Source organism: Curtobacterium sp. MCLR17_043 (genome assembly GCF_003224215.1).
Classification (GTDB): Bacteria; Actinomycetota; Actinomycetes; order Actinomycetales; family Microbacteriaceae; genus Curtobacterium; species Curtobacterium flaccumfaciens.
Genome location: NZ_QKLH01000004.1, coordinates 68,766 through 94,621 on the forward strand (window position 1 = coordinate 68,766; position 25,856 = coordinate 94,621).

The window sequence follows — 25,856 nt, forward strand, 5'->3', positions numbered from 1 at the left end:
ACACCGACCGGAAGGCCCTGCATGCGGATCCTCGTGTGGCACGTGCACGGCGGCTGGATGGACGCCTTCGTCCGCGGCCAGCACGAGTACCTCATCCCGACCACCCCGGCGCGCGACGCCTGGGGACTCGGTCGCGGCGGGCGCGCCTGGCCGGACTCCGCGATCGAGATCGACCCGGCCGACGTCGCCGAGGCCGAGGTCGACGTGGTCGTCCTGCAGCGCACCGAGGAGCTCGAGGAAGCCCGACGTCTGCTCGGCGACCGTGACGTCCCGATCGTCTTCGTGGAGCACAACGCGCCCCGGGTCGACGTGCCGAACAGCCTGCACCCGATGCGCGACCGCGACGACCTGACGATCGCGCACGTGACGCACTGGAACGCCCTGATGTGGGACTGCGGCACCACCCGGACCACCGTCGTCGAGCACGGCGTCGTCGACCCCGGCCCGCTGTACACCGGTGCGCTCGAGCGCCTCGGCGTCGTCATCAACGAACCCGTCCGGCGCAACCGTGTCGTCGGCACCGACCTGCTCCCCCGCTTCGCCGAGGTCGCCCCGGTCGACGTCTGGGGCATCGGTACCGAACGCCTGCCGGAGCTCGGCTTCGGCGACCGCGTGGTCGCGCAGGGCGATGTCAAGGCCGACCCCATGCACGCGGCGCTGGCCCAACGGCGGGCCTACGTGCACCCGAACCGCTGGACCTCGCTCGGCCTGTCGCTCATCGAGTCGATGCACATGGCCATGCCGGTCCTGGTGCTCGCGACGACGGACGCGGCCCGCACGGTCCCGGGTGAGGCCGGGGCGATCGCGACCGACGTCGAGGAGCTGGTGCGGGCCTCCAGGCTGCTGCTGGAGGACCCGGACGAGTCGCGCCGACGGGGGCTCGTGGCGCGTGAGGCCGTGCTCGCACGGCACGCGCTCGGTCGGTTCCTGGCCGACTGGGACGACCTGCTCGACGACGCCGTCGCGCGCGGTGCGCGACGGAACCGTGCGGCGGGAGCCGCGCTCGAAGGGAGCCTGCGATGAAGATCGCCATGGTGTCCGAGCACGCGAGTCCGCTCGCCGTGCTCGGCGGGGTCGACGCCGGTGGGCAGAACGTCCACGTCGCCGAACTGTCCGGTGCACTGGCCGACCGCGGCCACCACGTGACCGTCTACACGCGGCGCGACGACGCGTCGCAGCCCGTCCGCGTGCCCCTGCGCCCCGGTGTGGACGTCGTGCACGTCGACGCCGGCCCCGCGCGTGCCGTGCCGAAGGACGAACTGTTCCCGTTCATGGGGACGTTCGCGTCGGTGCTCGCCGCCGAGTGGTTCCTCGACCGTCCCGACGTGGTGCACGCGCACTTCTGGATGTCGGGCCACGCCGCCCTCGACGCGGTGACGCAGGTGCAGGCCCGGACCGGTGGGGTGCGGATCCCGGTGGTGCAGACCTTCCACGCCCTGGGTGTCGTGAAGCGCCGGCACCAGGGTGCCGCGGACACCAGCCCGGCCGAGCGCGAGTGGGTCGAACCCGCCGTCGGCCGGAGCGTCGACCAGGTCGTCGCGACCTGCTCGGACGAGGCGTTCGAGCTCAAGGCCCTCGGCGTCCCGCTGCACCGCATCTCCGTGGTGCCGTGCGGCGTCGACGTGTCGCTCTTCCGTCCGGACGGCCCCGTCGAGCAGCGCGACCGTCCGCTCCGGGTGCTCACCGCCTCACGACTCGTGCAGCGGAAGGGCGTCGGCACGACCATCGCCTCGCTCGCAGCACTGGTCGAACAGGGCCGTGACGTCGAGCTCGTCGTCGTGGGCGGTGCCGGTGTCGCCGGAGCCGACCTGGTGGACGACCCCGAGTACCAGCGCCTCGACGCACTCGCCCGGTCGCTCGGCGTGCGCGACCATGTGACGTTCCGCGGGCAGCTCGGGCAGCACGACATGCCCGCCGTCTACCGCAGCGCCGACGTCGTCGTCTGCGCCCCCTGGTACGAGCCGTTCGGCATCGTGCCGCTCGAGGCGATGGCCTGCGGCCGCCCGGTGGTCGCGTCGAGCGTCGGCGGGCTCATCGACACCGTCGTCGAGGACGCCACCGGCCTGCACGTGCCGCCGCGCGACGAGACCGCGGTCGCCGAGGCCGTCGGCGCACTGCTCGACGACCCGGAGCGCCGCGAGGCGTACGGCCGAGCCGGTCGACAGCGCGCCGAGTCCCGCTACACGTGGCAGAAGGTCGCGGCCGACAGCGAACGCGTCTACGAACGCCTGCTCGCCGGCGCGACCTCGTCCGCCAGCACAACCGGGCCCGCCGCCGGCCGCTCGCGCACCACCCACGCCGGCCGGGTCACCCGAGCCGCGCAGTCGACGGAGAGGACCGCACGATGACCATCGACCAGCAGACCGGGATCGAGGACCGCGCCGTCACCGACAGCGCCCGCGTCGTCGTCGACCACGTCGCCGCGTCGGTCCCCGTGATCGCCTCCCTCGTCGACCACCGGGACCACATCGCCGAGTGGGCGGACGACATCGCCGGGCGGCTCGTCGCCGGGCGTCGGCTGCTCGCCGCGGGCAACGGCGGCTCGGCTGCCGAGGCGCAGCACCTGACGTCCGAGCTCACCGGCCGCTTCGAGGGCGACCGACCGGCGTACTCGGCCATCTCGCTGCACGCCGAGACCTCTGCCGTGACCGCCATCGGGAACGACTACGGCTACGACCAGGTGTTCGCGCGGCAGGTGTCGGCGCACGCCCGGGCCGGCGACGTCCTCGTGCTGCTGTCGACGAGCGGCAAGAGCCCGAACCTGCTGCGGGCCGCCGAGGCCGCACGTGCCGTGGGCGCCCGCTCCCTCGCGCTGACCGGCTCCGGACCGAACCCGCTCGCCGACCTGGTCGACGACGCGATCTGCATCGAGGGGCCGTCCGCCAACGTGCAGGAGGCGCAGCTCGTCCTGGTGCACGCGCTCTGCAAGGCCATGGAGCCGACGCTGCGTCGCGGGGGCCGTCGATGAGCGGGCTCGCTGCAGTCGCACCGCGTTCCGGTGCCGCCGGTGGCCGGGCCGCCGGACCGCGCTTCCGCATCGCCGTCGTCGGGGACACCCTGCTCGACGTCGACGTGTCCGGCACGAGCGAGCGCCTGAGCCCCGACGCCCCCGTCCCCGTGGTGGACGTCGCCACCGACGACCGCCGTGCCGGTGGTGCCGGGCTCGTCGCGACCATGCTCGCCCGCGACGGCCACGACGTCACCCTGGTCACCGTCCTGAGCGACGACGGCCGTGCCCAGGAGATCCGCGACCTGCTCCCCGACGTCACGATCGTCGCCGGACCATCCGGAGTCCCCACCCCCGTGAAGACCCGCGTGCGCGTCGTCGACCACGCCCTCGTCCGGATCGACGAGGGCTGCGCGACCCCGCCCGTGCCCGAGGCCACCGACGCGATGACCGCAGCCCTCGACGGCGTCGACGCGATCGTCGTCGCCGACTACGGCCGCGGGGTCGCCGCTGCCCCGGCACTCCGTGACGCCCTCACCCGTGCGGCCGAGCACCTGCCGGTGGTCTGGGACCCGCACCCTAAGGGCGCCGCCCCCGTCCCCGGCACCACCGTCGCCACCCCGAACGCGGCCGAGGCACGACGCTTCACCGACGTCGAGGGACACGGTGTGCCCTTCGCGACCGTCGCCGCCGCCCGGCTCGTCGAGCAGTGGCAGGCCGGTGCCGTCGCGGTGACGATGGGTGACCGCGGTGCGCTGCTCGCCGACGCCCAGGGCGACAGCCGCTTCGTGCCGGCTCCGTCCGTCAGCGCCGGGGACCCCTGCGGTGCCGGCGACCGGCTCGCCGCGGGCGTCGCCGTCGCGCTGGCGTCCGGGGCGGACGTCCCCGACGCCGTCTCCGCCGGGGTGGTCGCCGCGTCCGAGTACCTGGCCGCCGGTGGCGTCACCGCGCTCTTCGCCGACGACGGTCCCGCGCCGCTCGCCGTGCCCGGGGCCGACCGGGACGCCATGCGCCTGGTGCACGACGTCCGGAGCGCCGGCGGCACCGTCGTCGCGACCGGAGGCTGCTTCGACCTGCTGCACGCCGGGCACGCCCGCACCCTGTCGGCCGCCCGTGCGCTCGGCGACTGCCTGGTCGTGTGCCTCAACTCGGACTCGTCGGTCCGCGCTCTGAAGGGCCCGGACCGGCCGATCATGACCCAGGACGACCGGGTCGAGCTGCTCCTGGCACTCGACTGCGTCGACGCCGTCGTGGTGTTCGACGAGTCCACCCCCGACGAGGCCCTGCGCCGCTTCCGCCCGGACGTCTGGGCGAAGGGCGGCGACTACACCGCGAGCGAACTGCCCGAGACGGCGACCCTCGCCGAGTGGGGTGGCCGCGTCGTCACCGTGCCGTTCCACCCGGGCCGCTCGACCACCCGGCTCGCCGCCGCGATCGAACGCGTCGGCTGAGCGTCGGCTCGCCGTCCCACACCCGCTCGACCACTTCCCGCTCCACTACGCAAAGGACATCCATGCCCGTCCCCACCACCCCCATCGGCCGCGTCCTCGTCACCGGCGGCGCCTCCGGACTCGGCGCCGCCGTCGTCGCCGCCGTCACCGAGGCCGGCGGCACCCCGATCGTCCTCGACCTGCGGATCGACGCCGTCCCCGAGGGCGTCGACGCCGTCGCCGTGGACGTCTCGGACACCGACGCCGTCGAGCAGGCGGTCCGTGACGCCGCCGAGCGGCACGGTGGCCTCGACGCCGTCGTCACCGCCGCGGGCATCGACACCCCCGCCCCGATCGACGCGATCTCGTCCGGCAAGTGGGAGCAGATCGTCGGCGTCAACCTGATCGGCACCGCCTCGACCGTGCGCGCCGCCCTGCCCGCCCTCGAGGCCACGCACGGCCGCGTCGTCACGATCTCGTCATCGCTCGCCCTGCGCGGCGTCGGCGACGGCACCGCGTACTCGGCGTCGAAGTTCGGTGTCCGCGGGTTCTCGCAGGCACTGGCCGCCGAGACCGCCGGTCGCATCGGCGTGACCAACATCATCCCCGCCGGGATGCGCACGAACTTCTTCGCCGACCGGACCGAGCAGTACAAGCCGGGCCCGGACGCGCAGCTCATCGAGCCGGAGTACGTCGCGAACTCGATCATCTTCGCGCTGTCGCAGCCGGCCGGCTGCGAGATCCGCGAGCTGTCGATCATGCCGGCGACGGAGCCGAGCTGGCCGTAGCCGCTCGCCGCTGACGCACGGGAGGCGCGGTGCCGGCTGGCACCGCGCCTCCCGTGTGTCCGCGTGTGGTGGGTCCCGTGCACGGTGCGCGGTGCGTCGCCTGGTGCAGCGTTGACGGCTGGGTGCGCGCTTGCAGCGCCGCACGCAGCGGGCAACCGCGCACGGGGCGACAGCGTGCGCACGGTGCGGCCGGGAGGCGCGTTGCGGGCTGGCAGCGGGCCTCCCGTCCGGCGTCCGGTCGCGTTCCGTGCACGGTGCGCGGTGCGTCGCCTGGTGCAGCGTTGACGGCTGGGTGCGCGCTTCCAGCGCCGCACGCAGCGGTGCACCGCGCACGGGGCGACAGCGTGCGCACGGTGCGGCCGGGAGGCGCGTTGCGGGCTGGCAGCGGGCCTCCCGTCCGGCGTCCGGTCGCGTTCCGTGCACGGTGCGCGGTGCGTCGCCTGGTGCAGCGTTGACGGCTGGGTGCGCGCTTCCAGCGCCGCACGCAGCGGTGCACCGCGCACGGGGCGACAGCGTGCGCACGGTGCGGCCGGGAGGCGCGTTGCGGGCTGGCAGCGGGCCTCCCGTCCGGCGTCCGGTCGCGTTCCCGTGCACGGTGCGCGGTGCGTCGCCTGGTGCAGCGTTGACGGCTGGGTGTGCGCTTGCAGCGCCGCACGCAGCGGGCAACCGCGCACGGGGTGACGGCGCGCGCACGGTGCGGCCGGGAGGCGCGTTGCGGGCTGGCAGCGGGCCTCCCGTCCGGCGTCTGGTCGCGTTCCCTGCACGGTGCGCGGTGCGTCGCCTGGTGCAGCGTTGACGGCTGGGTTGGCGCTTGCAGCGCCGCACGCAGCGGGCAACCGCGCACGGGGTGACGGCGTGCGCACGGTGCGGCCGGGAGGCGCGTTGCGGGCTGGCAGCGGGCCTCCCGTCCGGCGTCCGGTCGCGTTCCGTGCACGGTGCGCGGCGCGTTGCCTGGTGCAGCGTTGGCGGCTGGGTGCGCGCTTGCAGCGCCGCACGCAGCGGGCAACCGCGCACGGGGTGACGGCGTGGGCACGAGACCGGAGCTCGCACGGTGCGAGGCTCGTCAGGTCGTGCGGAGCAGGTCCTCGACGTCGGTGAGCACGGCCTCCGGCTCGACCTGGTCCACGTAGGACGGGTCGTGCTCGCACCGCTCGGCGGTCCACCCGACCTGGGTGACGTCAGTGCCGCACACCGGGCACTGCGTCACGAAGGACAGGTGCACGCGGTGCCGACCACGGTCGAACGGCCCGGCGTTGATCACGTTGCCGAACCAGAACACCCCGACGGTCGGGGTGCCCACGGCGACGGCGAGGTGCCGGGGGCCGGAGTCGTCGCCGACCATGACGTCGGCGGCGGCGAGGACGTCGGGGAGTTCGCGCAGCGGCAGTGACCCGGTGCGGTCGTGCACGCGCTCCCGGAGCTCGGGCGACAGCGACGCGACGATGGCGGACGACGCCGGCACGTCCGAGTCGTCACCCACGAGCACCACGTCGTCCCCGGCGGCGAGCCGGGCACGGGCGACCTCGGCGAAGCGCGAGGGGCTCCAGCGGCGACGCGGGTCGGTGGCCCCGGGGTGGATCGCGACGAGTCGTCCCCGGACCCCGAGGCGCTGCCGGACCCCGGCCCGCGTGGCCTCGGGGACGTGCAGCCGGGGGTCGAGGGTGACCGGTTCGGCGCCGGCGAGCGAGGCCACCTCGAGCGCCCGGACGACCTCGTGCTGGTAGTAGACGTATCGGACCCAGCGCTCCAGGACCTCGGCGTCCTCGGTGGCGGTGCCCACGGTGTGACGGGCACCGAGCCGGAGCAGGAACGGGTTCGAGTTCCGGCCGCCGCCGTGCAGCTGCACCGCGAGGTCGAAGCGCCCGTGCAGCCGCTCGAAGAAGTCCTGCTCGGTCGGTGCGCCCTCGCCGGAGTCCCGGACCCCGGGCACGACGGGGAGCTCCTCGAAGGCGTGCACGGCCTCGCTCCGGCCCTCGAGCACCGGCCGCGCGGACGGCGCCCCGAGCAGCGTGATCCGGGCCCCGGGGTACGCGGCGGCCAGGGCCTCGACCGCCGGCAGGGCGAACATCAGGTCGCCCAGTCCCCCGCCGCGGAGCACCGCGATCTCGCTGACACCGTCGAACCGTTCTCCGCCCACACCGATCTGTTGCACAGCTCCACGTCTACCGGTCGGACCCGTCCGGACGCCCAGCAGCGCGCCCGGATGGACGAGAAGCGCGATGCCGTGACCGCACACAGCGGAGCACGAGCACCGTGTGAGGCCCCGCCCGCCTCCGGAAGGACCCCATGACGATCGCACCCCCCGCCGCCGACGACCTCGTGGTGACCGACCCCGTGAACGGATCGATCGCGTCCACCGTGCGACGCTCGACCGAGGACGACGTCCGCAACGCCGTCGCTCGCTCCCGTGCCGCTGCCGGTGCCTGGGCCCGGACCGCGCCGGCCGAGCGCGGTGCCCTGCTGCACGCCGCGGCCGAGCACCTCCGTGCCCACGCGCAGGAGCTGGCGGACCTGAACACCCGCGAGACCGGCAAGGTGCCCGGCGACGCACTCGGTGGGGTCGAGGCCGGGATCGGCACGCTCGTGCAGTACGCCGAGCTCGGGCCGGTGCACCGCGGTGAGGCCCTGCGCGGGCAGTTCGGTGCCGCCGACTGGTCGGTGCCGCACCCGCGCGGTGTGGTGCTCGCCCTGACGCCGTGGAACGACCCGGTGGCCGTGGCGTGCGGGATCCTCGGCGCAGCCATCGTCACGGGCAACACCGTGGTGCACAAGGGCAGCGAACGCTGCCCGGCGACCTTCGCCCGCCTCAACGCGCTGCTCGCCGAGGTCCTGCCGGACGGCGTGCTCATCGGTGTCGACGGCGACGCGACCACCGGCGAGCAGCTCCTGGCGCAGGAGGGCATCGACGTCTACGCGCACGTCGGGTCGACCGCGACCGGTGACCGCCTGAGCGAGGTGGCCGCGACCACCCGCGCCCACGTCATCCGCGAGAACGGTGGGAACGACCCGGTCGTCGTCGACGCCGACGTCGACCCGGAGTGGGCAGCCGCACAGGTCGCACTCGGCGCCTTCGCGAACACCGGCCAGATCTGCACCAGCGTCGAGCGGGTGTACGTGCACGAGGACGTCGCCGAGCCCTTCGTCGCCGCGCTCGTCGCCGAGGCGGAGCGCCGCACGGCCGCACCCGCCGCCGAGTTCGGGCCGCTCGTGGACGACCGGCTGCGCGAGCTCGTGCAGCACCACGTCGACGACGCGATCGCCCGCGGCGCCTCGGTCCGGACCGGTGGCGTCACGCCCGGCGGGCTCGGATCCTTCTACCCGGCGACCGTCCTGACCGACTGCACGGACGACATGCTCGTGCTGACCGAGGAGACCTTCGGCCCGATCGCCCCGGTGCGCATCGTGTCGGACTTCGCGGAGGGACTCCGGCTCGCCGCGGCCGACCGCTACGGCCTCGCGGCCACGGTGCTCACGAACGACACCGCGCACGCGCTCCGTGCCGCGGCCGAACTGCCTGTCGGCACCGTCAAGGTGAACGCCGTGTTCGGTGGCGCTCCGGGCGGCAGCGCCCAGCCCCGCGGTGCCTCGGGCGCCGGGTTCGGGTACGGCCCGCACCTGCTCGACGAGATGACGACCACGACCGTGGTGCACCTCGAGGCCGCACCGCCGCGCCGCACCGCCGAGCCGTCGACCGCAGCAGCCGGCAGCACCGCAGCCACCAGCAGCACCGCCACCGGCCCCGCAGCCGCAGCAGGCGCCACCGCCGGCAGCGCCGACACCGTGGGAGGCACCCGATGACCGCCGACGTCCGCCTGGTCCGTGACCTCGTCGCCACGATCGACGACCGCGAACCCCTCGTCGTCGTCATCGGTGACTGCATCCTCGACCGCTGGACCGTCGGCGAGGCCGAGCGGGTCTCCCGCGAGGCCCCGGCCCCCGTCGTCCGCGTCACCGAGACCATCGCGGTGCCGGGCGGCGCGGCGAACACGGCCGTGAACGCCCGCGCCCTCGGCGCCCGGGTCCGCATGGTGGGGCTCATCGGTGACGACGAGGCCGGTGACGTCCTGCGCCAGCGGCTCGAGGCGGCCGGCGTCGACACGTCGTTCCTGGTCGAGATCCCCGGCGCCCGCACCACGACCAAGTCGCGCGTGGTCGGCGGTGACCGCGTCGTGGTCCGGGTCGACGAGCTGGCCGCGACCCCGACCGCCGAGCACGGCGAACGCCTCGCCCGCTCGGTGGCCCGTGCCATCAGGTGCGCCGATGCCGCCGTCGTGTGCGACTACGGCCTGGGCGTCCGCGCCGAGGACGTCGTGCCGATGCTCGACCGTGACCGCCCCGGCGCCGTCGTGGTCGACGCGCACGACCTGACCCGCTGGGCCGCGCTGCACCCCGACCTCGTCACGCCGAACGCCGGTGAGACCGCCGCACTGCTCGGCACGGAGCTCGGCACCGGTGCCGACCGCGTCGGCACCGTCGTCGCGGCCCGCGCCGACGTGCTCGCCCGCAGCGGTGCCCGTGCCGCGGTGGTCACGCTCGACCGCGACGGCACGGTGCTCCTCGAGCCCGGCTCCGACCAGGGGTTCCGCACGCGTGCGACGCCCGCCTCGGAGCAGCAGGCCTCCGGCGCCGGTGACACCTTCTGCGCCGCCGCGACCGTCGCCCTCGCCGTGCAGGCACCCCTGCGCGACGCCGTCGCCGTCGCGCAGGCCGCAGCCGACGTCGTGGTCCGCGAGGCCGGCACGTCCGTCTGCACCGCCGCGGCCCTGCTCGACTCGGTGACCGCGCCGGCGGCGACCGTCGTCGACCACGACGAGCTCGCCACCGCGGTTGAGGCCGCACGGCAGGCCGGCCGACGCGTGGTCTTCACGAACGGCTGCTTCGACGTCGTGCACCGTGGGCACACCACGTACCTGCGCCAGGCCCGTGACCTGGGCGACCTGCTCGTCGTCGCGCTGAACGACGACGACTCGGTGCGCCGGCTGAAGGGCCCGGAGCGGCCGATCAACCCGGCCGAGGACCGCGCCGGCGTGCTCGCCGCGCTGGCCTGCGTCGACCTGGTGACGGTGTTCGCGACGGACACCCCCATCCCGCTCATCGAACGGCTGCGCCCCGAGGTCTACGTCAAGGGCGGGGACTACTCCCCCGAGATGCTGACCGAGACCGAGGTCGTGCGCGGCTACGGCGGCGAGGTCGTCATGGTCGACTACGTGCCCGAGCACTCCACCAGCGCCGTCGTGCGCCGGATCCGCGAAGCCGCTGCGCGGCCCGAACCGGACCCGGCACCGTGACCGCCCGCTGGTCCGGGTCCTGGGCGAAGGCCCCCGATCCAGCGGACACGAGCACGGTCGACGTCGACGTGCTCATCCCGACCGTCGGCAGGCCGGCCGAGCTCGCCACGACGCTCGCGGGCCTCGCCGCCCAGACCGAGGTCGACCTGCGCGTCGTGCTGAGCGACCAGTCCGCGGACGGAGACGCCGCCAGCGCGCCGGCGGTCGCCGCGATGCTCCGCGTCCTGGAGGCGCAGGGCCGGCCCGTCACGCTCCTCACCCACCCGGAACGGCGTGGCCTGGCAGAGCACCGGCAGTTCCTGCTCGACCACGCCGAGGCCGCCGCGGTGCTGTTCCTCGACGACGACGTCTGGCTCGAGCCGGGGTCGATCGCGCGGATGCTCGACGCGCTGCGCACCCTGGGCTGCGGGTTCGTCGGCAGCGCCGTGCAGGGCCTGTCGTACCTGCAGGACCGACGCCCCCACGAGACCTCGGTGTTCGAACGGTGGGACGGCCCCGTCGTGCCCGAGGTGGTGCGCCGCGGCACCCCCGGCTTCGACCGTTGGTCGCTGCACAACGCCGCGAACCCGACGCACGTCGCCGCCGGCCTCGACCTGCACCCCGGCGAGTGGGTGCCCTACCGCGTCGCGTGGGTCGGTGCCTGCGCGCTGTACGACCGTCGTGCGCTCGAGGAGGTCGGGGGCTTCCGGTTCTGGGACACCCTGCCGCCCGAGCACGCCGGCGAGGACGTCGTCGCGCAGTGGCGGGTGATGGAACGGTTCGGCGGTGCGGGCATCATGCCCTCGGGTGCCGTGCACCTGGAGGCCCCGACCACCGTCGTCGACCGCCGTGTGGACGCACCCGACGTGGTCTTCGCGGACGGGAACGTCATACCGCGGTAGGGGGTGGTCGAGACCGCCGCGGGATGGCCGCGGCGCGTCGGCTCCGTAGCGTCGTCCTCGTCGGCGAGTTCCGTCGGCGGGAGGGAGCACCCCGTGTTCGACCAGATCACCCCGCTCGTCGTCGAGCTGGCCGCGAGCCCGCTCGTCTACGTCGTCCTCTTCGTCCTGTGCCTGGTGGACGGCTTCTTCCCGCCGGTGCCGAGCGAGTCCGCCCTGGTCGCGGTCGCCGCGATCGCCGCGACGTCCGGACAGCCCGTCCTCGCCGTGGTGCTCGTCGCCGCCGCCCTCGGAGCGATCGCCGGCGACTCGATCGCGTACTGGATCGGGCGCCGGATCGGGTTCGCTCGCCTGGCCCGGTCGAAGCGACCACGGATCGCGGCGGCCTTCGCGTTCGCGGAGCGGCAGATGCAGCGCCGCTCCGCCAGCCTCATCCTGACCGGTCGCTTCATCCCGGTCGGCCGGGTCGCGGTCAACATGACCGCCGGCGCGACCCGGCTGTCCTACCGCCGGTTCCTCGCGATCAGCGCGATCGCGGGGCTGGCGTGGTCGGCGGTGTCGATCGGGATCGCCCTGGCCGCGTCGAGCGTGCTGCACGAACCGATCGTCGCCGCCCTGGTGTCGATGGTGGTCGCCGCCGGGCTCGGGATCGCGGTCGACCGGGTGCTCGGTACCATCAGCCGCAAGCGCGAATCCCGCGAAGCCCGCGCCGCAGCCGCAGCCACAGCCACCACAGCCACACCCGCCACCGCCATCGCCATCGCCATCGCCCCCGAACCCTGCCTCGCCCGAACCGGAGAGACCGCCCGCCCGTGACCGTCGTCCCGAAGCCCCGACCCGCCTGGGTCCGGCCTGCCGTGCAGATCGGCTTCGTCGTCGTCGTGGTGTCCCTGTTCGCCGTCGCCGCACCCGTGACCGCGGTGTTCTACGGCGTCCCCGTGCCGCTCGCGTTGCTCGTGACCGCCGTGCTGTCGGCGAGCATCGGCCTCGCACCGCTCTTCCCCCGCACGGCGTCGGTCGCGCACCTCGTCGCCCTCGCCGGCCTCGGGGTCCTGACGGCACCCGGTACCGTCGGGCCCTGGCCGGTCTCCGTCACGAGCATCATCGGCCTGAGCGTGCTGCTCGTCGTGCTGGGCGTCCGCACCACCTGGCGGCTCACCGCGGTGGTCTGGGTCGCGGCGACGCTGCTCACCCTGCTGCTCATCGGCGTGACGCCCGACCGGTGGGGGCAGGTCGACGTCTGGGCGACGAGCTTCGTGGTGAGCGCCGGCGACACCCTCGTCCTGGCCGCCGCTGCGGTCGTGATCGGGCAGCGCCGGAGCGTGCGTGAGGAGCTCGCCGCCGCCCGCCGGGACACCGAGCTCGAGCAGGCACGACGTCGGACGGTCGAGGAGCGCTCACGGATCGCCCGTGAGCTCCACGACGTCGTCGCCCACAGCATGTCCGTCGTGCACATGCAGGCCGAGTCCGCCCCGTACCGCGTCGCGGACCTGCCGCCGGAGGCCCGCACCGAGTTCGCCGCGATCGCCGAGACCTCGCGCACGGCCCTGCGGGAGATGCGGCAGCTGCTCGGCACGCTGCGTGGCGACGCCGACGCCGAGCGCGCACCGCAGCCGCGGCTCGCCGACCTGCACGCGCTCGTGCAGGCCACCCGCGCGGCCGGCATCCGCGTCGAGCTCCGACTCGACGAGGGGCTCGACCCGGACCTCGACGACGTCGACCGGCTCGCACAGCTCACCGTGTACCGGGTCGTGCAGGAGGCGCTCGGCAACGTCGCCCGGCACGCGCCCGGTGCGACCACCGTCGTGACGGTCGGGAGGCACGGCTCGGCCCTCACGGTCGAGGTCGCCAACACGGCGCCACCGGTCGGCATCGTGCCCGGTGCGCCGCCGGACGACGGCGGCTTCGGTCTGGCGGGCATGCGCGAGCGGGTCGCCGCGCTCCGCGGCACCATCGACCACGGACCGGACCCGGACGGCGGCTTCCGCGTCGCCGTCAGTCTGCCCACCCGGCCCACCGCGACCACGTCGCAGCCAACGGCCGACGGGGGAACGCGATGACGCGGGTGATGGTGGTCGACGACCAGCAGATGTTCCGTGTCGGACTGCGGGCGATCCTCCAGGCCCAGGACGACGTCGAGGTCGTCGGCGAGGCCGCGAACGGTGCCGAGGCGGTCGTGATGGCGATCCGGCTCCGGCCGGACGTGATCCTGATGGACGTCCGGATGCCGGAGCTCGACGGGATCGAGGCGACCCGGCGGATCACCACGGCGCCCGCGGAGTCGCCCGTCCGCGTGGTGATGCTCACGACCTTCGACATCGACGACTACGTGTTCGACGCGCTCCGTGCCGGGGCGAGCGGGTTCCTGCTCAAGGACGCGAGCGCCGAGGAGCTCGTGCAGGCCGTGCGGACCGTCGCGGCCGGCGACTCCCTGCTCGCACCGCGGGTGACCCGGCACCTCGTCGAGGCCTTCGTCGCCGGTCCGCAGTCGGCGGCCCCGCGGACCGAGGTGCTCGACGTGCTGACCGAACGGGAGCGGGACGTGTTCCTGCTGATGGCGCGGGGTCGGTCGAACGGCGAGATCGCGGCGGAGCTGTTCATCGCCGAGCAGACCGTGAAGACCCACGTCGGCCGCGTCCTGGCGAAGCTGCAGCTGCGGGACCGGGTGCACGCCGTGGTGCTGGCCTACGAGAGCGGGCTGGTCACGCCGTCCGCGTGAGGTGCGGGCCCGGGACGTGACCGTAGACGGACGGGAGGCCCGGTGCCAGCTGGCACCGGGCCTCCCGTCAGAGGTGTGGTCGCGACTCAGGCGGCGAGGTGCGCCTGCAGGAACCAGCGGTCCTTGGTCAGCGCGCGCTCGATCTCGATCGCGACGTCCTGGCTGTTGAGGTCGACCTCGTCGAGGCCGTCGACCGCACGGCGGACCTGCAGCAGCGCGGCGTCGATCTGGGCGATCACCTCGGTGATGGTGACGTCGGAGTTCTGGAAGCCCTGCGACAGCGGCGGCAGGGTGGTGTTCGCGGCGACGGTCGCGATGCGCGAGTCGACCGGCAGGCCGAGGGCTACGATGCGCTCCGCAGCCTTGTCCGCGTAGTCCTGCGCGTGCTCGACGATCTCGTCGAGGAGCTCGTGCACGCCGACGAAGTTGCGGCCACGGACGTGCCAGTGGGCCTGCTTGCCGTTGACGACGAGCGCCTCGAGGTCGATGACGACGGGGGCGAGGAACTGGGCGACCCCGGCTGCGAGCTCCGGCGTGGTCGAGAACGGGGACGTGGTGCTCGGGGTGGTGGTGCTGCTCTGCGTGGTCATGGCACAACCATGCCCCCGTCTTTTGCACATTGCAAGGAAGAGCAGGCTGCCCTTACCCGCCGTACTCGACCTGGACCTGCTGGCCGGCGTCGGTGAGTTCGAGCTGCACCATGGACCGAGCGCGCTCGATCCACGGGCTGTCCGCGCACCCGATCCACACCGAGGTGCGGGGCTCGCAGCCCGTCACGCACCACTCGGCGGCCCACCCGGTCAGGGCGTGTGCCAGCGCTTCGCCGTGGTCCGCGAAGACCAGCGGAGCGACGGCCGAGCTGCGGGCGCTCCGGACCAGCCAGGTCACGGTGACGCGCGGCGGGGCCGGCAGGATGCGGATCTGCTCGTCGAGGGCGACCTCGACGAACACCTGCCCGTACGCGTTCTCGGGGAGTTCCTCGAGCTGGCGGTGGATCTCGACGAGGTCCTCGGCACTGCCCACGATGAGGATGCGTTCGCTGGGCTGTCGCCGGGTCCGTGCCATGTGGCAACGGTAAGGGAAGCCTTACCTCATCACAAGGGGGAACGACCCATTCCGGCGATGTCCACAGCGGGCACACCGAGTTCGTGCGACAGGAACCGCCACATCCACGACAGGGCGACCGTGTTCGTCAGCCCCGGGACGCCCTGGGCGATCTGGGTCGCGACGCCGTCGCTGTACGCGGCGAGCTGCAGCGCGACGGTTTCGGCGTCGACGGGGTCGCCGCCGTCGCTGCCCTGGCGTGTGCCACCGAACACCCCGGCGTCCACCCCGCGCCGGATGACCCGCACCAGGCAGGCCTCCCAGACGCGGATGCGTTCGGCGTACTCGGCGGCGACCTCGGGCCGCCGGACCACCGCGGTCCAGTAGTCGGACCAGATCCGCCAGTGCTGCCGGACCTGCTCGGTGTCGCCGAACAGCGGGGCGACGAGCATCCGCAACCCCACCAGCACGTCGGGTTCGGCGTCGACCGCCGCGACGATGGCGCCGTAGAACCGCTCCGTCTCGAGCACCACGACCTCGTTGAGGATCTCCGCGACGCTGCCGAAGTGGTACGTCACGGTGCCGACGGAGACGCCGGCCTCGGCCGCGATGTCGCGCAGTCCGGTGGCGCCGACGCCGTTCCGGACGATCACCGCGCGGGCGGCCTCGACGATCATCGCGCGCCGGACCTCCGGCCGCTGCCGGACGCGTGCCGCCGCGGTCACGCCGAGGTCCGTGGGACGTCGTCGACGAAGGTCCGCTCGGTGACGAGCACCTCGGGTTCGTCGGGTCCGCCGTCGCGTGCCCAGGCGCGCACGGTGTTGACGACGTGGAAGGTGTCGGCGTCGGCGGTGACCTCGGACGTCGTCTCGAGGCGCGCGGCCCACTCCGGCTTCGTCAGCCCGATCGCCCAGCGGGAACTCGCCCGTGCGCTGGTCGGGTCGTCGGAGCGGATCCGGTACGTCTCGCGGGCGTCCTCGGTGAACACGAGGCCGTCCGGGTAGACGCGCCCGCCGCCGTACCCGGGGTCGACGTCGAGCGTCCACTCCCCGGTCTCGACGTCGTGTGTGACCGTGCGCTGCGGCAGCGGGTCGGCCGGCGCGACGCGCTCGATCACGAGGGGCTCGGACCGTTCGGGCTCGGCGAAGACCACCCCGTCGTCGGTCGACCGGGTCCAGGTGGGCAGGGTGACGCTCGAGGCGGTCGGGTCGATCGTCACGGTGGCTTCGACGCCGTGCGGCCACACCCACGGCCAGTACGACGACGAGACCGCGATGCGCAGCCGGTGTCCGGCGGCGAACCGGTGTCCGGTCGAGACCAGGCGCACGGGCAGGTCTGCGGGCGTCCCGGGCACGAGCACGTCGTCGCGGTCCATGCCGTCGCGCTTCGCGGCGTTCAGCACCCCGCGCGTGACGAGCGTCGACGAGCCGTCCGGCGCGACGTCGCAGAGCCGCACGGTCAGGGTGGCCCGGGGCTGGTCGCTCGTGACGGACAGCCGCACGAGCACGTTGCCGAGCAGGTCGAACGCCTTGCCGACGGGCAGGTCGAAGGTGACCGACCGGCCGTCCTCGGCGCGCTGGTCCGTCGGCAGGTCGGTGGCGTTGCCGAACGGGAAGAACCGACCGGCGTCCACCCCGGTGTGCTGCGGCGACCGCACGACGACCGGCCCGAGGTCACCGCCGCGCAGGGCGGCGAGGGGCAGGACACGCTCGTGGGTCGCGGCGGAGGGCCACGCCTCGGCACCGATCCAGCGACCGCGGCGTCCGGCGTAGTAGGGCGCGGGGGCTTCGCCCTCGTTGATCCAGGCCCGCAGTGCGGGGTCGTCCTCGACGCCGGTGTCGACCCCGCGCAGCCAGCGGTCCCACCACCGCAGGGTCTCCTGCAGGAACCCGATCGACGGCCCCGGCGCGAGCCCACGGTCCGGGTACTGGTGCGACCACGGGCCGACGATGCCCTTCACGGGGGCGCTGACGTGGTCGACGAGCCGGAGCACGGCGTCCCGGTACGGGTCCGCCCAGCCACCGACCGCGAGCACCGCGGCGCGGATGCCGTCGTAGTCCTCGGCCGCGCTGCCGTGCCGCCAGTAGTCGTCACGCTCCTGGTGCGCGAGCCACACCGGCGTCATCGGTCGGTTCGCCTCGAGGCGTTCCCGCCACCGGTCGATCCACCCGGCACCGACGACCTCGGGCCGGGGCGGCCGCGAGTTGAAGGCGAACATCGTCGCGCCCCAGGCCGCCATGTCGATGCCGAGCACGGCGCCGCCGACGTAGTGCACGTCGTTGTCGTACCGGTCGTCCGTCGAGCAGACCGTCACGATGGCCTTGAGGGCGGCGGGTGCCCGGGCCGCGAGCTGCAGCGCGTTGAAGCCGCCCCACGAGATGCCGAACATGCCGACGGCGCCGGTCGACCACGGCTGCTCGGCGAGCCACGCGATCACGGCCTCGCCGTCGAGCAGTTCCTGCTCGCTGTACTCGTCGTCGAAGAACCCGTCGGACGACCCGGTGCCGCGGATGTCGACCCGCACCGAGGCGTACCCGTGCTGGGCGTACCAGGGGTGCCGCTCCGAGTCGCGCGGTGCGGTCCAGTCGTCGAGCCGGTACGGCAGGTACTCGAGCAGCACCGGCGTCGGACCGCTGGTCGCACCCGGCTGCGTCGGCGACTCCGACGGTGCCCAGATGCGGGCGTGCAGCCGCACGCCGTCGGGCATCGGGATCCACTCGTCGCGGACCGTCACGCCCGCTGGCAGCGAGCCGGGGTCGCCGATGGCGGTGAAGGTGGCGGCGGCGGTGCCGTCGTCGGTGGTCATGCGTCCTCCCAGTTGCGGGTGCGGTGTCCGTCGCCGTGGTCGGTCCAGCCGTCGGCGTGCCGCCAGCGCGGTACCCCGTCACCGACGTCGGGCAGGGTCGTGCTGCCGGGTTCGAGCGTCGCCGCGAGCAGCGTCGACGTGTACGGGTGGTTCGGGCCGGTGAACACCCGCTCGGTCGGTCCGATCTCGACGATCCGGCCGCCGGTCATCACCGCGACCCGGTCCGCCACGCCCCGCACCACGGCGAGGTCGTGGCTGATGAACAGGCAGGCGAGCCCTCGTTCGCGCTGCAGGTCGGCCAGCAGCGCGAGGATCCCCGCCTGCACCTGCACGTCGAGCGCGGTGGTGATCTCGTCGGCGATCACGAGCGACGGCTCGGCCGCCAGTGCGCGCGCGATCCCGACGCGCTGTCGCTGCCCACCGGACAGCTGCGCGGGTAGGCGGTCGGCGAACTCCGGCCCGAGTCCGACCTGGGTGAGCAGGGCGGCCACGCGCTCGCGCGAGGACGAGCCGCTGAACAGCCGGAGCGGCCGCGCGACGGCTGCGCCCACGGTGCGCCGCGGGTTGAGCGACGTGTCCGCGTTCTGGAACACGAGCTGCACGGCACGCCGCAGGGCGGGCGCGCGACCGGCGATCGGCTCGCGCAGGTCGCCGCGGGTCGTGCCGTCGTCGTACGTGAACGTCCCCGACTCGGCCGGTACCAGGCCGGCCAGCGCCGTCGCGAGCGTCGACTTGCCGCTGCCGGACTCGCCGACGACGGCGAGCGTCTCGTGCGCGGCGATCGTGAACGAGACGCCGTCGACGGCGGCCGGCAGGCCGCGGCCGTAGCGGATCACCAGGTCGTCCGCGGTCACCACGGGGCGGACTGCGCGCTCGGGAGGCACGGTGCCGGTGGCCGTGGAGCCGACCGTCCCGGGGGCGGTCGCGTCCAGGGCGTCGCGATCCGTCCCTCTCCCCATCGGCACGGCCGACTCGCCGCTGGCGCGTCGATCCGGAACCGGCGACGTGGGCCCAGGCCGCCGCCCGTCCGGCACCGCGGCCAGCAGGGCGCGCGTGTACTCGTGCTGCGGCGCGGCGAAGAGCGCCGCGGTGGCGGCGTGCTCGACGACCTCGCCGTCGCGCATCACGGCGATCTCGTCCGCCATGGCGGACACCACCCCGAGGTCGTGGCTGACGAGCAGGACGGCCATGCCGAGCTGCCGACCCAGGTCGGCGACCAGGTCGAGGACCGCGGCCTGCGTGACGACGTCGAGGGCGGTGGTCGGTTCGTCGAGGACGAGCACGCGCGGCCGGGCGGCGACGGCCATCGCGATGGCGATGCGCTGCTGCTGCCCGCCGGACAACTGGTGCGGGTACCGGCGGACGATCGCGTCGGGGTCCGGCAGCCGGACCAGCCGGACCAGCTCGGCGACGCGTTCGGGGCCGTCGGGCTCGCCGTGGGCGCGGAGGGCCTCGCGGATCTGCTCGCCGACGCGCATCGACGGGGTGAGCGCCTGTCCGGCGTTCTGGGCGACGACCGAGGCGGTGCCGCCGCGGAGCGCCCGGCGGCCGGCCGGCGACAGGGCGAACACGTCGGCGCCGTCGACGCGGACCGTCCCGCCGTCGATCGCCGACCCGGCGCGCAGGTGTGCGAGGAGCGTCCGCGCGACGGTGGACTTGCCGCTGCCGGACTCGCCGACCAGGCCGAGGGTGCGACCGGCCTCGATCGCGAACGAGACGCCCCGGACGACGGGGACGCGCCGCTTGCCGGCGGCGTACGAGATGGACAGGTCGTCCACGCGGACGATCGCGTCGGGCACGGTCGCCGTCGCGGCGGACGTCGTGCCGGTGTCGGTGCGGGTCATGCGCTGACTCCCTGCTTGGCGCGGTCGACGCCGAGCGACTTGCTCAGGCCGTCGGCCGCGAGGTTCAGTCCGATCACCAGCGTGGCGAGGGCCACGATCGGGGCGAGGGTGCCGAGCGGCACCACGGTGAGCGCGGTGCGGTTCTCCTGCACCATCAGGCCCCAGTCCGGGGTCGGTGGGTTCGCGCCGAAGCCCAGGAAGGACAGCGACGCGACGAGCAGCACGATCCACGAGGCCCGCATCGCGTACTCGACGAGCACGACGTCGAGCACGTTCGGCAGGATCTCGCGGAACACGATCGACAGCGGCCGCTCGCCCCGGGCGCGGGCCGCGGTGACGTAGTCCTGGGTGATCACGGTGCGGGCGGCACCGCGGACGACCCGGGTCACCGCGGGGGCGTAGACGACCGTGACGGCGAGGACGATGACCCAGAGGCCGGCGTCGAAGACGGTCACGACGACCAGGAGCGCGAGGATCGACGGCACGCTGAGCAGGGCGTCGACGACGCGCATGACGACCTCGTCGAACCAGTTGTCGGCGTAGGCCGTGACGCAGCCGAGCACGGTGCCGACCGCGACGGCGATCGTGGTGGCCAGGAAGGTCACGGACAGCGCGTACCGGCCGCCGTTCAGGGTGCGGGAGAGGACGTCACGCCCGTACTGGTCGGTGCCGAGCCAGTGGGTCCACGTCGGACCGGCGAGCACGTCGCCGGCGTTCGTGGCGACCGGGTCGTGCCCGGCGATGACCGGTGCGAGCAGGGCGAGGACGACGTGCAGGGCGATGAGGCCGAGGCCGAGGCTCAGCGCCGTCGACCCGCGCAGGGGCGCGAGCGCGCCGGCGAGCACGTCGCGTCCGACGCGGCGGCGGGGTGCGGTGGCGGTCATGCTGCGGCCTTCCTGGTGCTGCGGGTGCTGCGGGTGCGCGGTCGTCGCTGGCGGGTCCGCAGCTTCGGGTCGAGTGCGAGCGCGACGAGGTCGGCGGCCAGGTTGCACACGACGTAGATCAGGGCGCTCAGCAGGGCGATCGCCTCGATGGTGGGCAGGTCGCGGTTGAACACCGACTCGAGCATGAGCTTGCCCATCCCCGGGTAGTTGAAGACGTTCTCGACCACCACGACACCGCCGAGCAGCCACGCGACGTTGAGCGCGACGACGTTGAGCGTCGGCAGCAGGGCGCTCGGGACCGCGTGCTTCCACACCACCCGGCGCATCGTCAGGCCCTTGAGCTCGGCCGTCGTGACGAACTCCGACGCCATCACGTCGATGGTCGACGAGCGGGCCGTCCGCACGATGTAGGCGGCCATCGCGAGGGTCAGCACGATGATCGGCAGCCAGATGGTGGGCAGCAGCTCGGCCACGGTGGCGTCGCTCCCCCGCAGCACGACGGCGGGGAACACCGGCAGGCCGATCGCGAACAGCAGCACCAGCACGGTGGCGACCATGAACTCCGGCACGCTCATCACGACCAGGCTGACGATCGAGATCACCTTGTCGCTCGGACGGCCGCGGCGGACACCGGCGACGACACCGAGCGTCAGGGACACCGTGACGCCGACGAGCATCGCGGGCACGGCGATGAGCATGCTGTTCCGGAAGGCCGTGAACAGCGTCGGGGCGACCGGTTCGCCGCTGACGAGCGAGGTGCCGAAGTCGCCGTGCACGGCGCCGCCGAGCCACTGCAGGTAGCGGAGCCAGACGTTCTGGTCGAGGCCGAGGGTCTCGCGCAGTTGCTTGACGGCGTCGGGGGTGGCGTTCTGCCCGAGCAGTTGCTGGGCGACGTCACCGGGGAGCGCCTGCACCGCGAGGAACACGAAGAGCGAGGCGAGCACCACGGTCAGCACGGCGATGCCGACGCGGCGGAGGACGGGGACGAGGACGTCCGACGGTGTGTTCGTGGTCGTCATCGGCGCAGTCCGATCCGCAGGTAGTCGAACTCGAAGCCGTACTCCGAGTAGTTCACGACGTCGCGGGACAACCCCACGAGCCGGTCGCCGAACATCGGCGTCATGTCGGCACCGTCCTCGACGACGAGCCGCTGGGCGTCCTGGTACAGGCTGAGCCGCTTGGCGTCGTCCATCTCGGCGCGGGCGTCGTCGAGCAGCCCGTCGAAGGTCTCGTTCGACCAGGCGCTCTCGTTGTACGACGACCCCGAGCGGAAGATCTGGTTGAGCAGCTGGTCGATCGGCCGCCCCGTGAACCAGTAGCTCACCATGAGCGGCTTCTGCATCCAGATCTGCGTGTAGTACGAGTCCGAACTCGCGTTGCGGACGGTCAGACGGATGCCCGCGTCGGCGACGGCGTCACGGTAGGCGACAGCCATCGGGGTGAACACCGACTCGTAGCTCGACGTGTAGATCGCGGCGCGGAAGTCCTCGCGCCCGGCCTGCTTGAGCAGCGCCCGGGCCTTGTCCGGGTCGTACTCGCGGTGGTCGTCGACGAACGCGGCGAGCTGCGGCGGCACGGGGTTGTCCCAACCCGCCGAACCGGTGCCCTGCAGTGCGGTGTCGACGATCTTCCGGGGGTCGTAGGCGAGCTTCATCGCCTGGCGCACCCGCGGGTCGCTGAACTCGTCGCTCGTGGCCAGCATCGGGATCGTGTACCACTGGGCGTTCTTCGACCGGGCGACGGTGGCGCGGTCGGACGCCGAGACCACCCGGGCGGTGGCGAAGTCCAGGTTGGTCTGCGAGATGAGGTCGATCTGCCCGGCGAGCAGGGCGTTCACCCGTGCGGTGGTGTCCTGGATCGAGTAGAAGTCGATGCCGTCGAGCGCCGGGCGGCCGGCGAAGTGGTCCGGGAACGCCTCGACGCTGCCGGCACCGGCGGGGGTGAACGACGACAGCCGGAACGGCCCCGTCCCGATCCCGGTGCGGCCGATGTCGGCGATGGCGTCGACCGGCACGATGTAGCACTGGTAGGCGGTGAGCAGCGACGGGAACTCGGCGTTGGGCTTGGTCAGCGAGAAGCGCAGCGTGTACGGGTCGACGGCGCGCATCGAGTCGGCGTCCATGACCTCGCCGAGCACCCCGGCCTGCGGGCTGCCGGTCTTCTCGTCGAGGATGTGCCGGATGCTCGCGATGGCGTCGTCGGCGGTGAACCGGGACCCGTCGTGGAAGGTCACGCCCCGGCGGAGCGCGAACGTCCACTCGGTGCCGTCGGCGTTCGCGGACCACTCCTCGGCCAGGTCCGGGACCGGGGTGCCCTGCTGGTCGAGCTTGACGAGCCGGTTGTACAGCGCTCCGAGGTACTCGTAGGCCGACAGCGAGCTCGCGGAGTCGAGGGTCTCGGCGGCGGACGCGGCGGGCCGCGCGATGCGCAGGCGTCCGCCGCGACGGGCGACGCCGGTGGCCGCGGCCTCGGGGATCGTGGGGGTGCCGGCGGTCGCACCGGAGCTGCATCCGGCGAGCGTGAGCAGGCCGAGGCCGGCCAGACCGGCGGCGCCGGTGATGAGCGCCCGACGGCTCGGACCGTGGGCACTGCGGGGTTCGGGGACGATGGGCTGCATTCGGGGTGACCCCTCCTGTAATCGTTCCGGTGAACGATAGAGGTCCCGGGCCGATCCCCCAAGCCCGCTCCTGACGCGCGGATCACCACCGCGTCCGGCCCGATCGGCGAGCCTGCGCGGATCCGCCGCCGCGCACGACCGTTCAGTACACGGGTGGAACGTTTACCAACCCGTTACACGGCACCGCCCGGCACACGGCATGATCGGGAACGCACCGACGTCCCCGAGGAGGACCATGGCCACGTTCACCCGCGGGTTCGGCGGTCGCCGCGACGACCGCGACGACACCCGCATCCCGCCCGGTCAGACCCTGGTCCGCGACTGGCCCGTCCTGTCCGCCGGGGCGACGCCCGACATCGAGCCGACCGACTGGGCCTTCTCGATCCGCACCGAGTCCGGCCTGCACCAGTGGACCTGGGACGAGGTGCACGCACTCGGCGTCGAGGACGTCACCGTCGACATCCACTGCGTCACGCACTGGAGCAAGCTCGACATGCCGTGGCGGGGTGTCCCGCTCGACCGCCTGTTCGAGGACGTCGAGACCGAACTCGACTACTGCATGGTGCACAGCTACGGCGGCTACACGACCAACGTCCCGCTCGACGAGCTGCTCGACGGCAAGTCCTGGATCGCGTTCGAGGCCGACGGCGAGCCCCTGACGCCCGAGCACGGTGGGCCCGCCCGCCTGCTGGTCCCCCACCTGTACTTCTGGAAGAGCGCCAAGTGGGTGCGCGGCATCGTCATGCAGTCCGACGACGAGCCCGGCTTCTGGGAGAACGCGGGCTACAACCTGCACGGCGACCCGTGGAAGGAAGAGCGGTACTGGTGACGCTCCCCGACACCGGCCTGGAGGCACGGATCACCCCCGTCGCTCGTCCCGCCACCCGCAGGCGGCCGGCCTGGCACGCCGCCACCGTCGCGTCCGTCGGCCGCGAGACGACGAACGCGCGGCGGATCGTCCTGGACGTCCCGACCTGGCCGGGCAACGACCCCGGGCAGCACCTGGACCTGCGGCTGACCGCCGAGGACGGCTACCAGGCACAGCGCTCGTACTCGATCGCGTCAGCCGGCCCCGCGACCGACGTCGTGCTCGCGGTCGACCGGGTGGACGGCGGCGAGGTCTCGCCGTTCCTCGTCGACGCCGTCGAGGTCGGCGACGCGCTCGAGGTCCACGGCCCCCTGGGCGGCTGGTTCGTCTGGCGGCCGGGCGAGTCCGCCCGTCCGGTGCAGCTCATCGCCGGCGGCTCCGGCATCGTGCCGCTCGTCGCGATGGTGACCGCGCACGCCGAGGCGGACGACCCGACGCCCTTCCGGCTCCTCGCGGCCGTCCGCACACCGGACGACGTGTTCTTCCGTGCGGAACTCGACCAGGCGCTCGCGAGCCGGGCACCGCTCGAGGTGACCCACGTGTACAGCCGCACCGCGCCTCCAGGCTCGTCCGTGCCGGCCGGTCGGCTGACGCGGGACGCGCTCGCTGCCGCGGTGTTCCCGCCGGACGCGGGCGCCCTGGTCTACGTGTGCGGGTCGACGCCGTTCGTCGAGCAGGTGCTGCGCTGGCTCACCGAGCTCGGACACGACACCAGCGACGTGCGCGCCGAACGGTTCGGGGGCAACTGATGGTCGTCGTGGACGGCAACGCGCTGGCGGGGACGTTGGCCGACAGTCTGGGGCCCGAGCCGACCGTGGTCGCCCTGCGCTGCGCCGGGTGCGGGTCGCTCGGGGTGCTCGGGCAGACCACCGTCTACCGCACCGCGATGGGGTCGGTGGCGCGCTGCCGCGGGTGTGACACGGTGCTCGTCACGGTCGTCGAGTCCGGAGCCCGGCGGTGGGTGGGGTTGCCCGGCGCCCGCACGATGTCGGCGTGCATACCGGACGGCACCGAGTAGCACAAGGCTTGAGCGGCGGGTCGTGCGAGTTTCTTGCGGGTTCCTTGCGGGTTCCCGCAACCCTTGATCCGGTTCCCACCCGAACGGGGGACGGCTCCGGATACATCCTCGGAACTGCGCCGGGCCACCCACCCGGCGCGTACCAGTGGGGGCAGGGTCGCCTCCGCGCCCGGTGGGCGCGGGAACCCGAAGCCTGCGCCCGCCGGGCCCCCACGCCTTCGGTGCCGCGACGCCCCCCAACGACGGAACCCCCGCCGCTCTTCCGAGCGACGGGGGTTCCGGTCTTCCTGTTCTGAGCGGATGACGAGATTCGAACTCGCGACCCTCACCTTGGCAAGGTGATGCGCTACCACTGCGCCACATCCGCATTCACACGCCGTCCTGGCCGTGCGGAGATGACTCTACCCGAAGAAGGGCGGCATCACCGGTTCCGGTGAAGGTTCCGGGCGTGTCCGGCGCGGCGCGGGCCGTCCGTCAGGTCGACGGAGTTCGATCGGACCATGAGCTACGTGCACGACAATCCCGGCGGGACCGAGGCCCACGGCGTCGACCTGGTCGACGGCGACGCCCCCGCGATCCGGATCCTGGTGCACGGCGACCTGCCGACCACGATCGAGCACGAGGGCCGCACCTGGCTCGCGACGGGCGACGCCCACGACGCCGGCGACGACGACACCCCGCCGATCGCGATCTACCGCCCGGTCTGAGCCGACCCAGGGCGGCCC

General features: G+C 73.7%; 24 protein-coding genes and 1 tRNA gene. 15 read left to right on the forward strand and 10 right to left on the reverse strand.

All coding sequences use genetic code 11. The features are described from left to right. Window positions 1–21: 21 nt before the first annotated feature. The 5 genes from DEJ03_RS05105 (at window position 22) to DEJ03_RS05125 (ending at window position 5,165) form a co-directional block, all read left to right on the forward strand. Window positions 22–1,023, forward strand: coding sequence for a glycosyltransferase (locus DEJ03_RS05105; protein WP_110863758.1), 1,002 nt, complete (start codon window positions 22–24; stop codon window positions 1,021–1,023). Next, window positions 1,020–2,348: a glycosyltransferase gene (locus DEJ03_RS05110; protein WP_110863759.1), complete on the forward strand. Its 1,329-nt coding sequence runs from the start codon at window positions 1,020–1,022 to the stop codon at window positions 2,346–2,348. Before DEJ03_RS05105 ends, DEJ03_RS05110 begins: the two co-directional genes overlap by 4 nt. After that, window positions 2,345–2,968, forward strand: a complete 624-nt coding sequence (locus tag DEJ03_RS05115; RefSeq protein WP_110863760.1) for an SIS domain-containing protein — start codon at window positions 2,345–2,347, stop codon at window positions 2,966–2,968. The genes DEJ03_RS05110 and DEJ03_RS05115 overlap by 4 nt, the downstream gene beginning before the upstream one ends. After that, window positions 2,965–4,398 (forward strand): PfkB family carbohydrate kinase, encoded by a 1,434-nt coding sequence (locus DEJ03_RS05120; RefSeq protein WP_258370553.1) that lies wholly within the window; start codon window positions 2,965–2,967, stop codon window positions 4,396–4,398. The genes DEJ03_RS05115 and DEJ03_RS05120 overlap by 4 nt, the downstream gene beginning before the upstream one ends. A gap of 62 nt (window positions 4,399–4,460) precedes the next feature. Continuing rightward, window positions 4,461–5,165, forward strand: coding sequence for an SDR family oxidoreductase (locus DEJ03_RS05125; protein WP_027465581.1), 705 nt, complete (start codon window positions 4,461–4,463; stop codon window positions 5,163–5,165). Between the two features lie 1,063 nt (window positions 5,166–6,228). On the opposite strand, the gene DEJ03_RS05130 is transcribed toward DEJ03_RS05125, so the two are convergent. Further along, on the reverse strand, window positions 6,229–7,317 hold the full coding sequence (locus DEJ03_RS05130) for a glycosyltransferase family 9 protein (RefSeq protein ID WP_110863761.1): 1,089 nt from the start codon (window positions 7,315–7,317) through the stop codon (window positions 6,229–6,231). 134 nt (window positions 7,318–7,451) lie between these two features. Between DEJ03_RS05130 and DEJ03_RS05135 the strand changes: the two genes are divergently transcribed. The 6 genes from DEJ03_RS05135 (at window position 7,452) to DEJ03_RS05160 (ending at window position 14,050) form a co-directional block, all read left to right on the forward strand. Next, on the forward strand, window positions 7,452–8,963 hold the full coding sequence (locus tag DEJ03_RS05135) for an aldehyde dehydrogenase (protein ID WP_110863762.1): 1,512 nt from the start codon (window positions 7,452–7,454) through the stop codon (window positions 8,961–8,963). After that, complete coding sequence (rfaE2, locus tag DEJ03_RS05140; RefSeq protein ID WP_110863763.1) at window positions 8,960–10,453, forward strand: D-glycero-beta-D-manno-heptose 1-phosphate adenylyltransferase; 1,494 nt, start codon at window positions 8,960–8,962, stop codon at window positions 10,451–10,453. Before DEJ03_RS05135 ends, rfaE2 begins: the two co-directional genes overlap by 4 nt. Then, a complete protein-coding gene (locus tag DEJ03_RS05145; protein WP_110863764.1) occupies window positions 10,450–11,334 on the forward strand; it encodes a glycosyltransferase family 2 protein in 885 nt (294 codons plus the stop codon). The genes rfaE2 and DEJ03_RS05145 overlap by 4 nt, the downstream gene beginning before the upstream one ends. Window positions 11,335–11,427: 93 nt before the next feature. Further along, a complete protein-coding gene (locus tag DEJ03_RS05150; RefSeq protein WP_110863926.1) occupies window positions 11,428–12,147 on the forward strand; it encodes a DedA family protein in 720 nt (239 codons plus the stop codon). Next, window positions 12,144–13,391 (forward strand): sensor histidine kinase, encoded by a 1,248-nt coding sequence (locus DEJ03_RS05155; protein ID WP_146237656.1) that lies wholly within the window; start codon window positions 12,144–12,146, stop codon window positions 13,389–13,391. Before DEJ03_RS05150 ends, DEJ03_RS05155 begins: the two co-directional genes overlap by 4 nt. Next, a complete protein-coding gene (locus tag DEJ03_RS05160; protein WP_110863766.1) occupies window positions 13,388–14,050 on the forward strand; it encodes a response regulator transcription factor in 663 nt (220 codons plus the stop codon). The genes DEJ03_RS05155 and DEJ03_RS05160 overlap by 4 nt, the downstream gene beginning before the upstream one ends. Window positions 14,051–14,136: 86 nt before the next feature. Here the strand turns inward: DEJ03_RS05160 and DEJ03_RS05165 are convergent, their stop codons facing one another. Genes DEJ03_RS05165 through DEJ03_RS05200 form a run of 8 tightly spaced genes read right to left on the reverse strand, consistent with a single transcriptional unit; the run spans window position 14,137 to window position 23,245 of the window. Beyond that, on the reverse strand, window positions 14,137–14,640 hold the full coding sequence (locus tag DEJ03_RS05165) for a Dps family protein (protein ID WP_071244661.1): 504 nt from the start codon (window positions 14,638–14,640) through the stop codon (window positions 14,137–14,139). Between the two features lie 52 nt (window positions 14,641–14,692). Then, entirely contained in the window at window positions 14,693–15,115 is a 423-nt protein-coding gene (locus DEJ03_RS05170) for an SIP domain-containing protein (protein ID WP_110863767.1), read from the reverse strand. A 29-nt stretch (window positions 15,116–15,144) separates the two neighbouring features. Next, entirely contained in the window at window positions 15,145–15,819 is a 675-nt protein-coding gene (locus tag DEJ03_RS05175) for a TetR/AcrR family transcriptional regulator (RefSeq protein ID WP_110863768.1), read from the reverse strand. Further along, window positions 15,816–17,900: a CocE/NonD family hydrolase gene (locus DEJ03_RS05180; RefSeq protein ID WP_110863769.1), complete on the reverse strand. Its 2,085-nt coding sequence runs from the start codon at window positions 17,898–17,900 to the stop codon at window positions 15,816–15,818. The genes DEJ03_RS05175 and DEJ03_RS05180 overlap by 4 nt, the downstream gene beginning before the upstream one ends. Continuing rightward, window positions 17,897–19,744 (reverse strand): ABC transporter ATP-binding protein, encoded by a 1,848-nt coding sequence (locus tag DEJ03_RS05185; RefSeq protein WP_110863770.1) that lies wholly within the window; start codon window positions 19,742–19,744, stop codon window positions 17,897–17,899. The genes DEJ03_RS05180 and DEJ03_RS05185 overlap by 4 nt, the downstream gene beginning before the upstream one ends. Then, a complete protein-coding gene (locus tag DEJ03_RS05190; protein ID WP_110863771.1) occupies window positions 19,741–20,628 on the reverse strand; it encodes an ABC transporter permease in 888 nt (295 codons plus the stop codon). The genes DEJ03_RS05185 and DEJ03_RS05190 overlap by 4 nt, the downstream gene beginning before the upstream one ends. Continuing rightward, a complete protein-coding gene (locus tag DEJ03_RS05195; protein ID WP_110863772.1) occupies window positions 20,625–21,647 on the reverse strand; it encodes an ABC transporter permease in 1,023 nt (340 codons plus the stop codon). Before DEJ03_RS05195 ends, DEJ03_RS05190 begins: the two co-directional genes overlap by 4 nt. Then, window positions 21,644–23,245, reverse strand: coding sequence for an ABC transporter substrate-binding protein (locus DEJ03_RS05200; protein WP_110863773.1), 1,602 nt, complete (start codon window positions 23,243–23,245; stop codon window positions 21,644–21,646). The genes DEJ03_RS05195 and DEJ03_RS05200 overlap by 4 nt, the downstream gene beginning before the upstream one ends. Before the next feature lie 235 nt (window positions 23,246–23,480). Between DEJ03_RS05200 and DEJ03_RS05205 the strand changes: the two genes are divergently transcribed. The 3 genes from DEJ03_RS05205 to DEJ03_RS05215 are packed head-to-tail and all read left to right on the forward strand — an operon-like array spanning window position 23,481 to window position 25,131. After that, the gene (locus tag DEJ03_RS05205) at window positions 23,481–24,074 is read left to right on the forward strand and encodes a molybdopterin-dependent oxidoreductase (RefSeq protein WP_110863774.1); all 594 of its coding nucleotides are present in this window, start codon (window positions 23,481–23,483) and stop codon (window positions 24,072–24,074) included. Continuing rightward, window positions 24,071–24,862, forward strand: a complete 792-nt coding sequence (locus DEJ03_RS05210; RefSeq protein WP_110863775.1) for a ferredoxin reductase — start codon at window positions 24,071–24,073, stop codon at window positions 24,860–24,862. Before DEJ03_RS05205 ends, DEJ03_RS05210 begins: the two co-directional genes overlap by 4 nt. After that, a complete protein-coding gene (locus DEJ03_RS05215; protein WP_110863776.1) occupies window positions 24,862–25,131 on the forward strand; it encodes a DUF6510 family protein in 270 nt (89 codons plus the stop codon). Before DEJ03_RS05210 ends, DEJ03_RS05215 begins: the two co-directional genes overlap by 1 nt. 295 nt (window positions 25,132–25,426) lie before the next feature. On the opposite strand, the gene DEJ03_RS05220 is transcribed toward DEJ03_RS05215, so the two are convergent. After that, window positions 25,427–25,498: transfer RNA gene (locus DEJ03_RS05220), tRNA-Gly, on the reverse strand. Between the two features lie 133 nt (window positions 25,499–25,631). Between DEJ03_RS05220 and DEJ03_RS05225 the strand changes: the two genes are divergently transcribed. Beyond that, on the forward strand, window positions 25,632–25,838 hold the full coding sequence (locus DEJ03_RS05225; RefSeq protein WP_027465565.1) for a hypothetical protein: 207 nt from the start codon (window positions 25,632–25,634) through the stop codon (window positions 25,836–25,838). Window positions 25,839–25,856 lie beyond the last annotated feature (18 nt).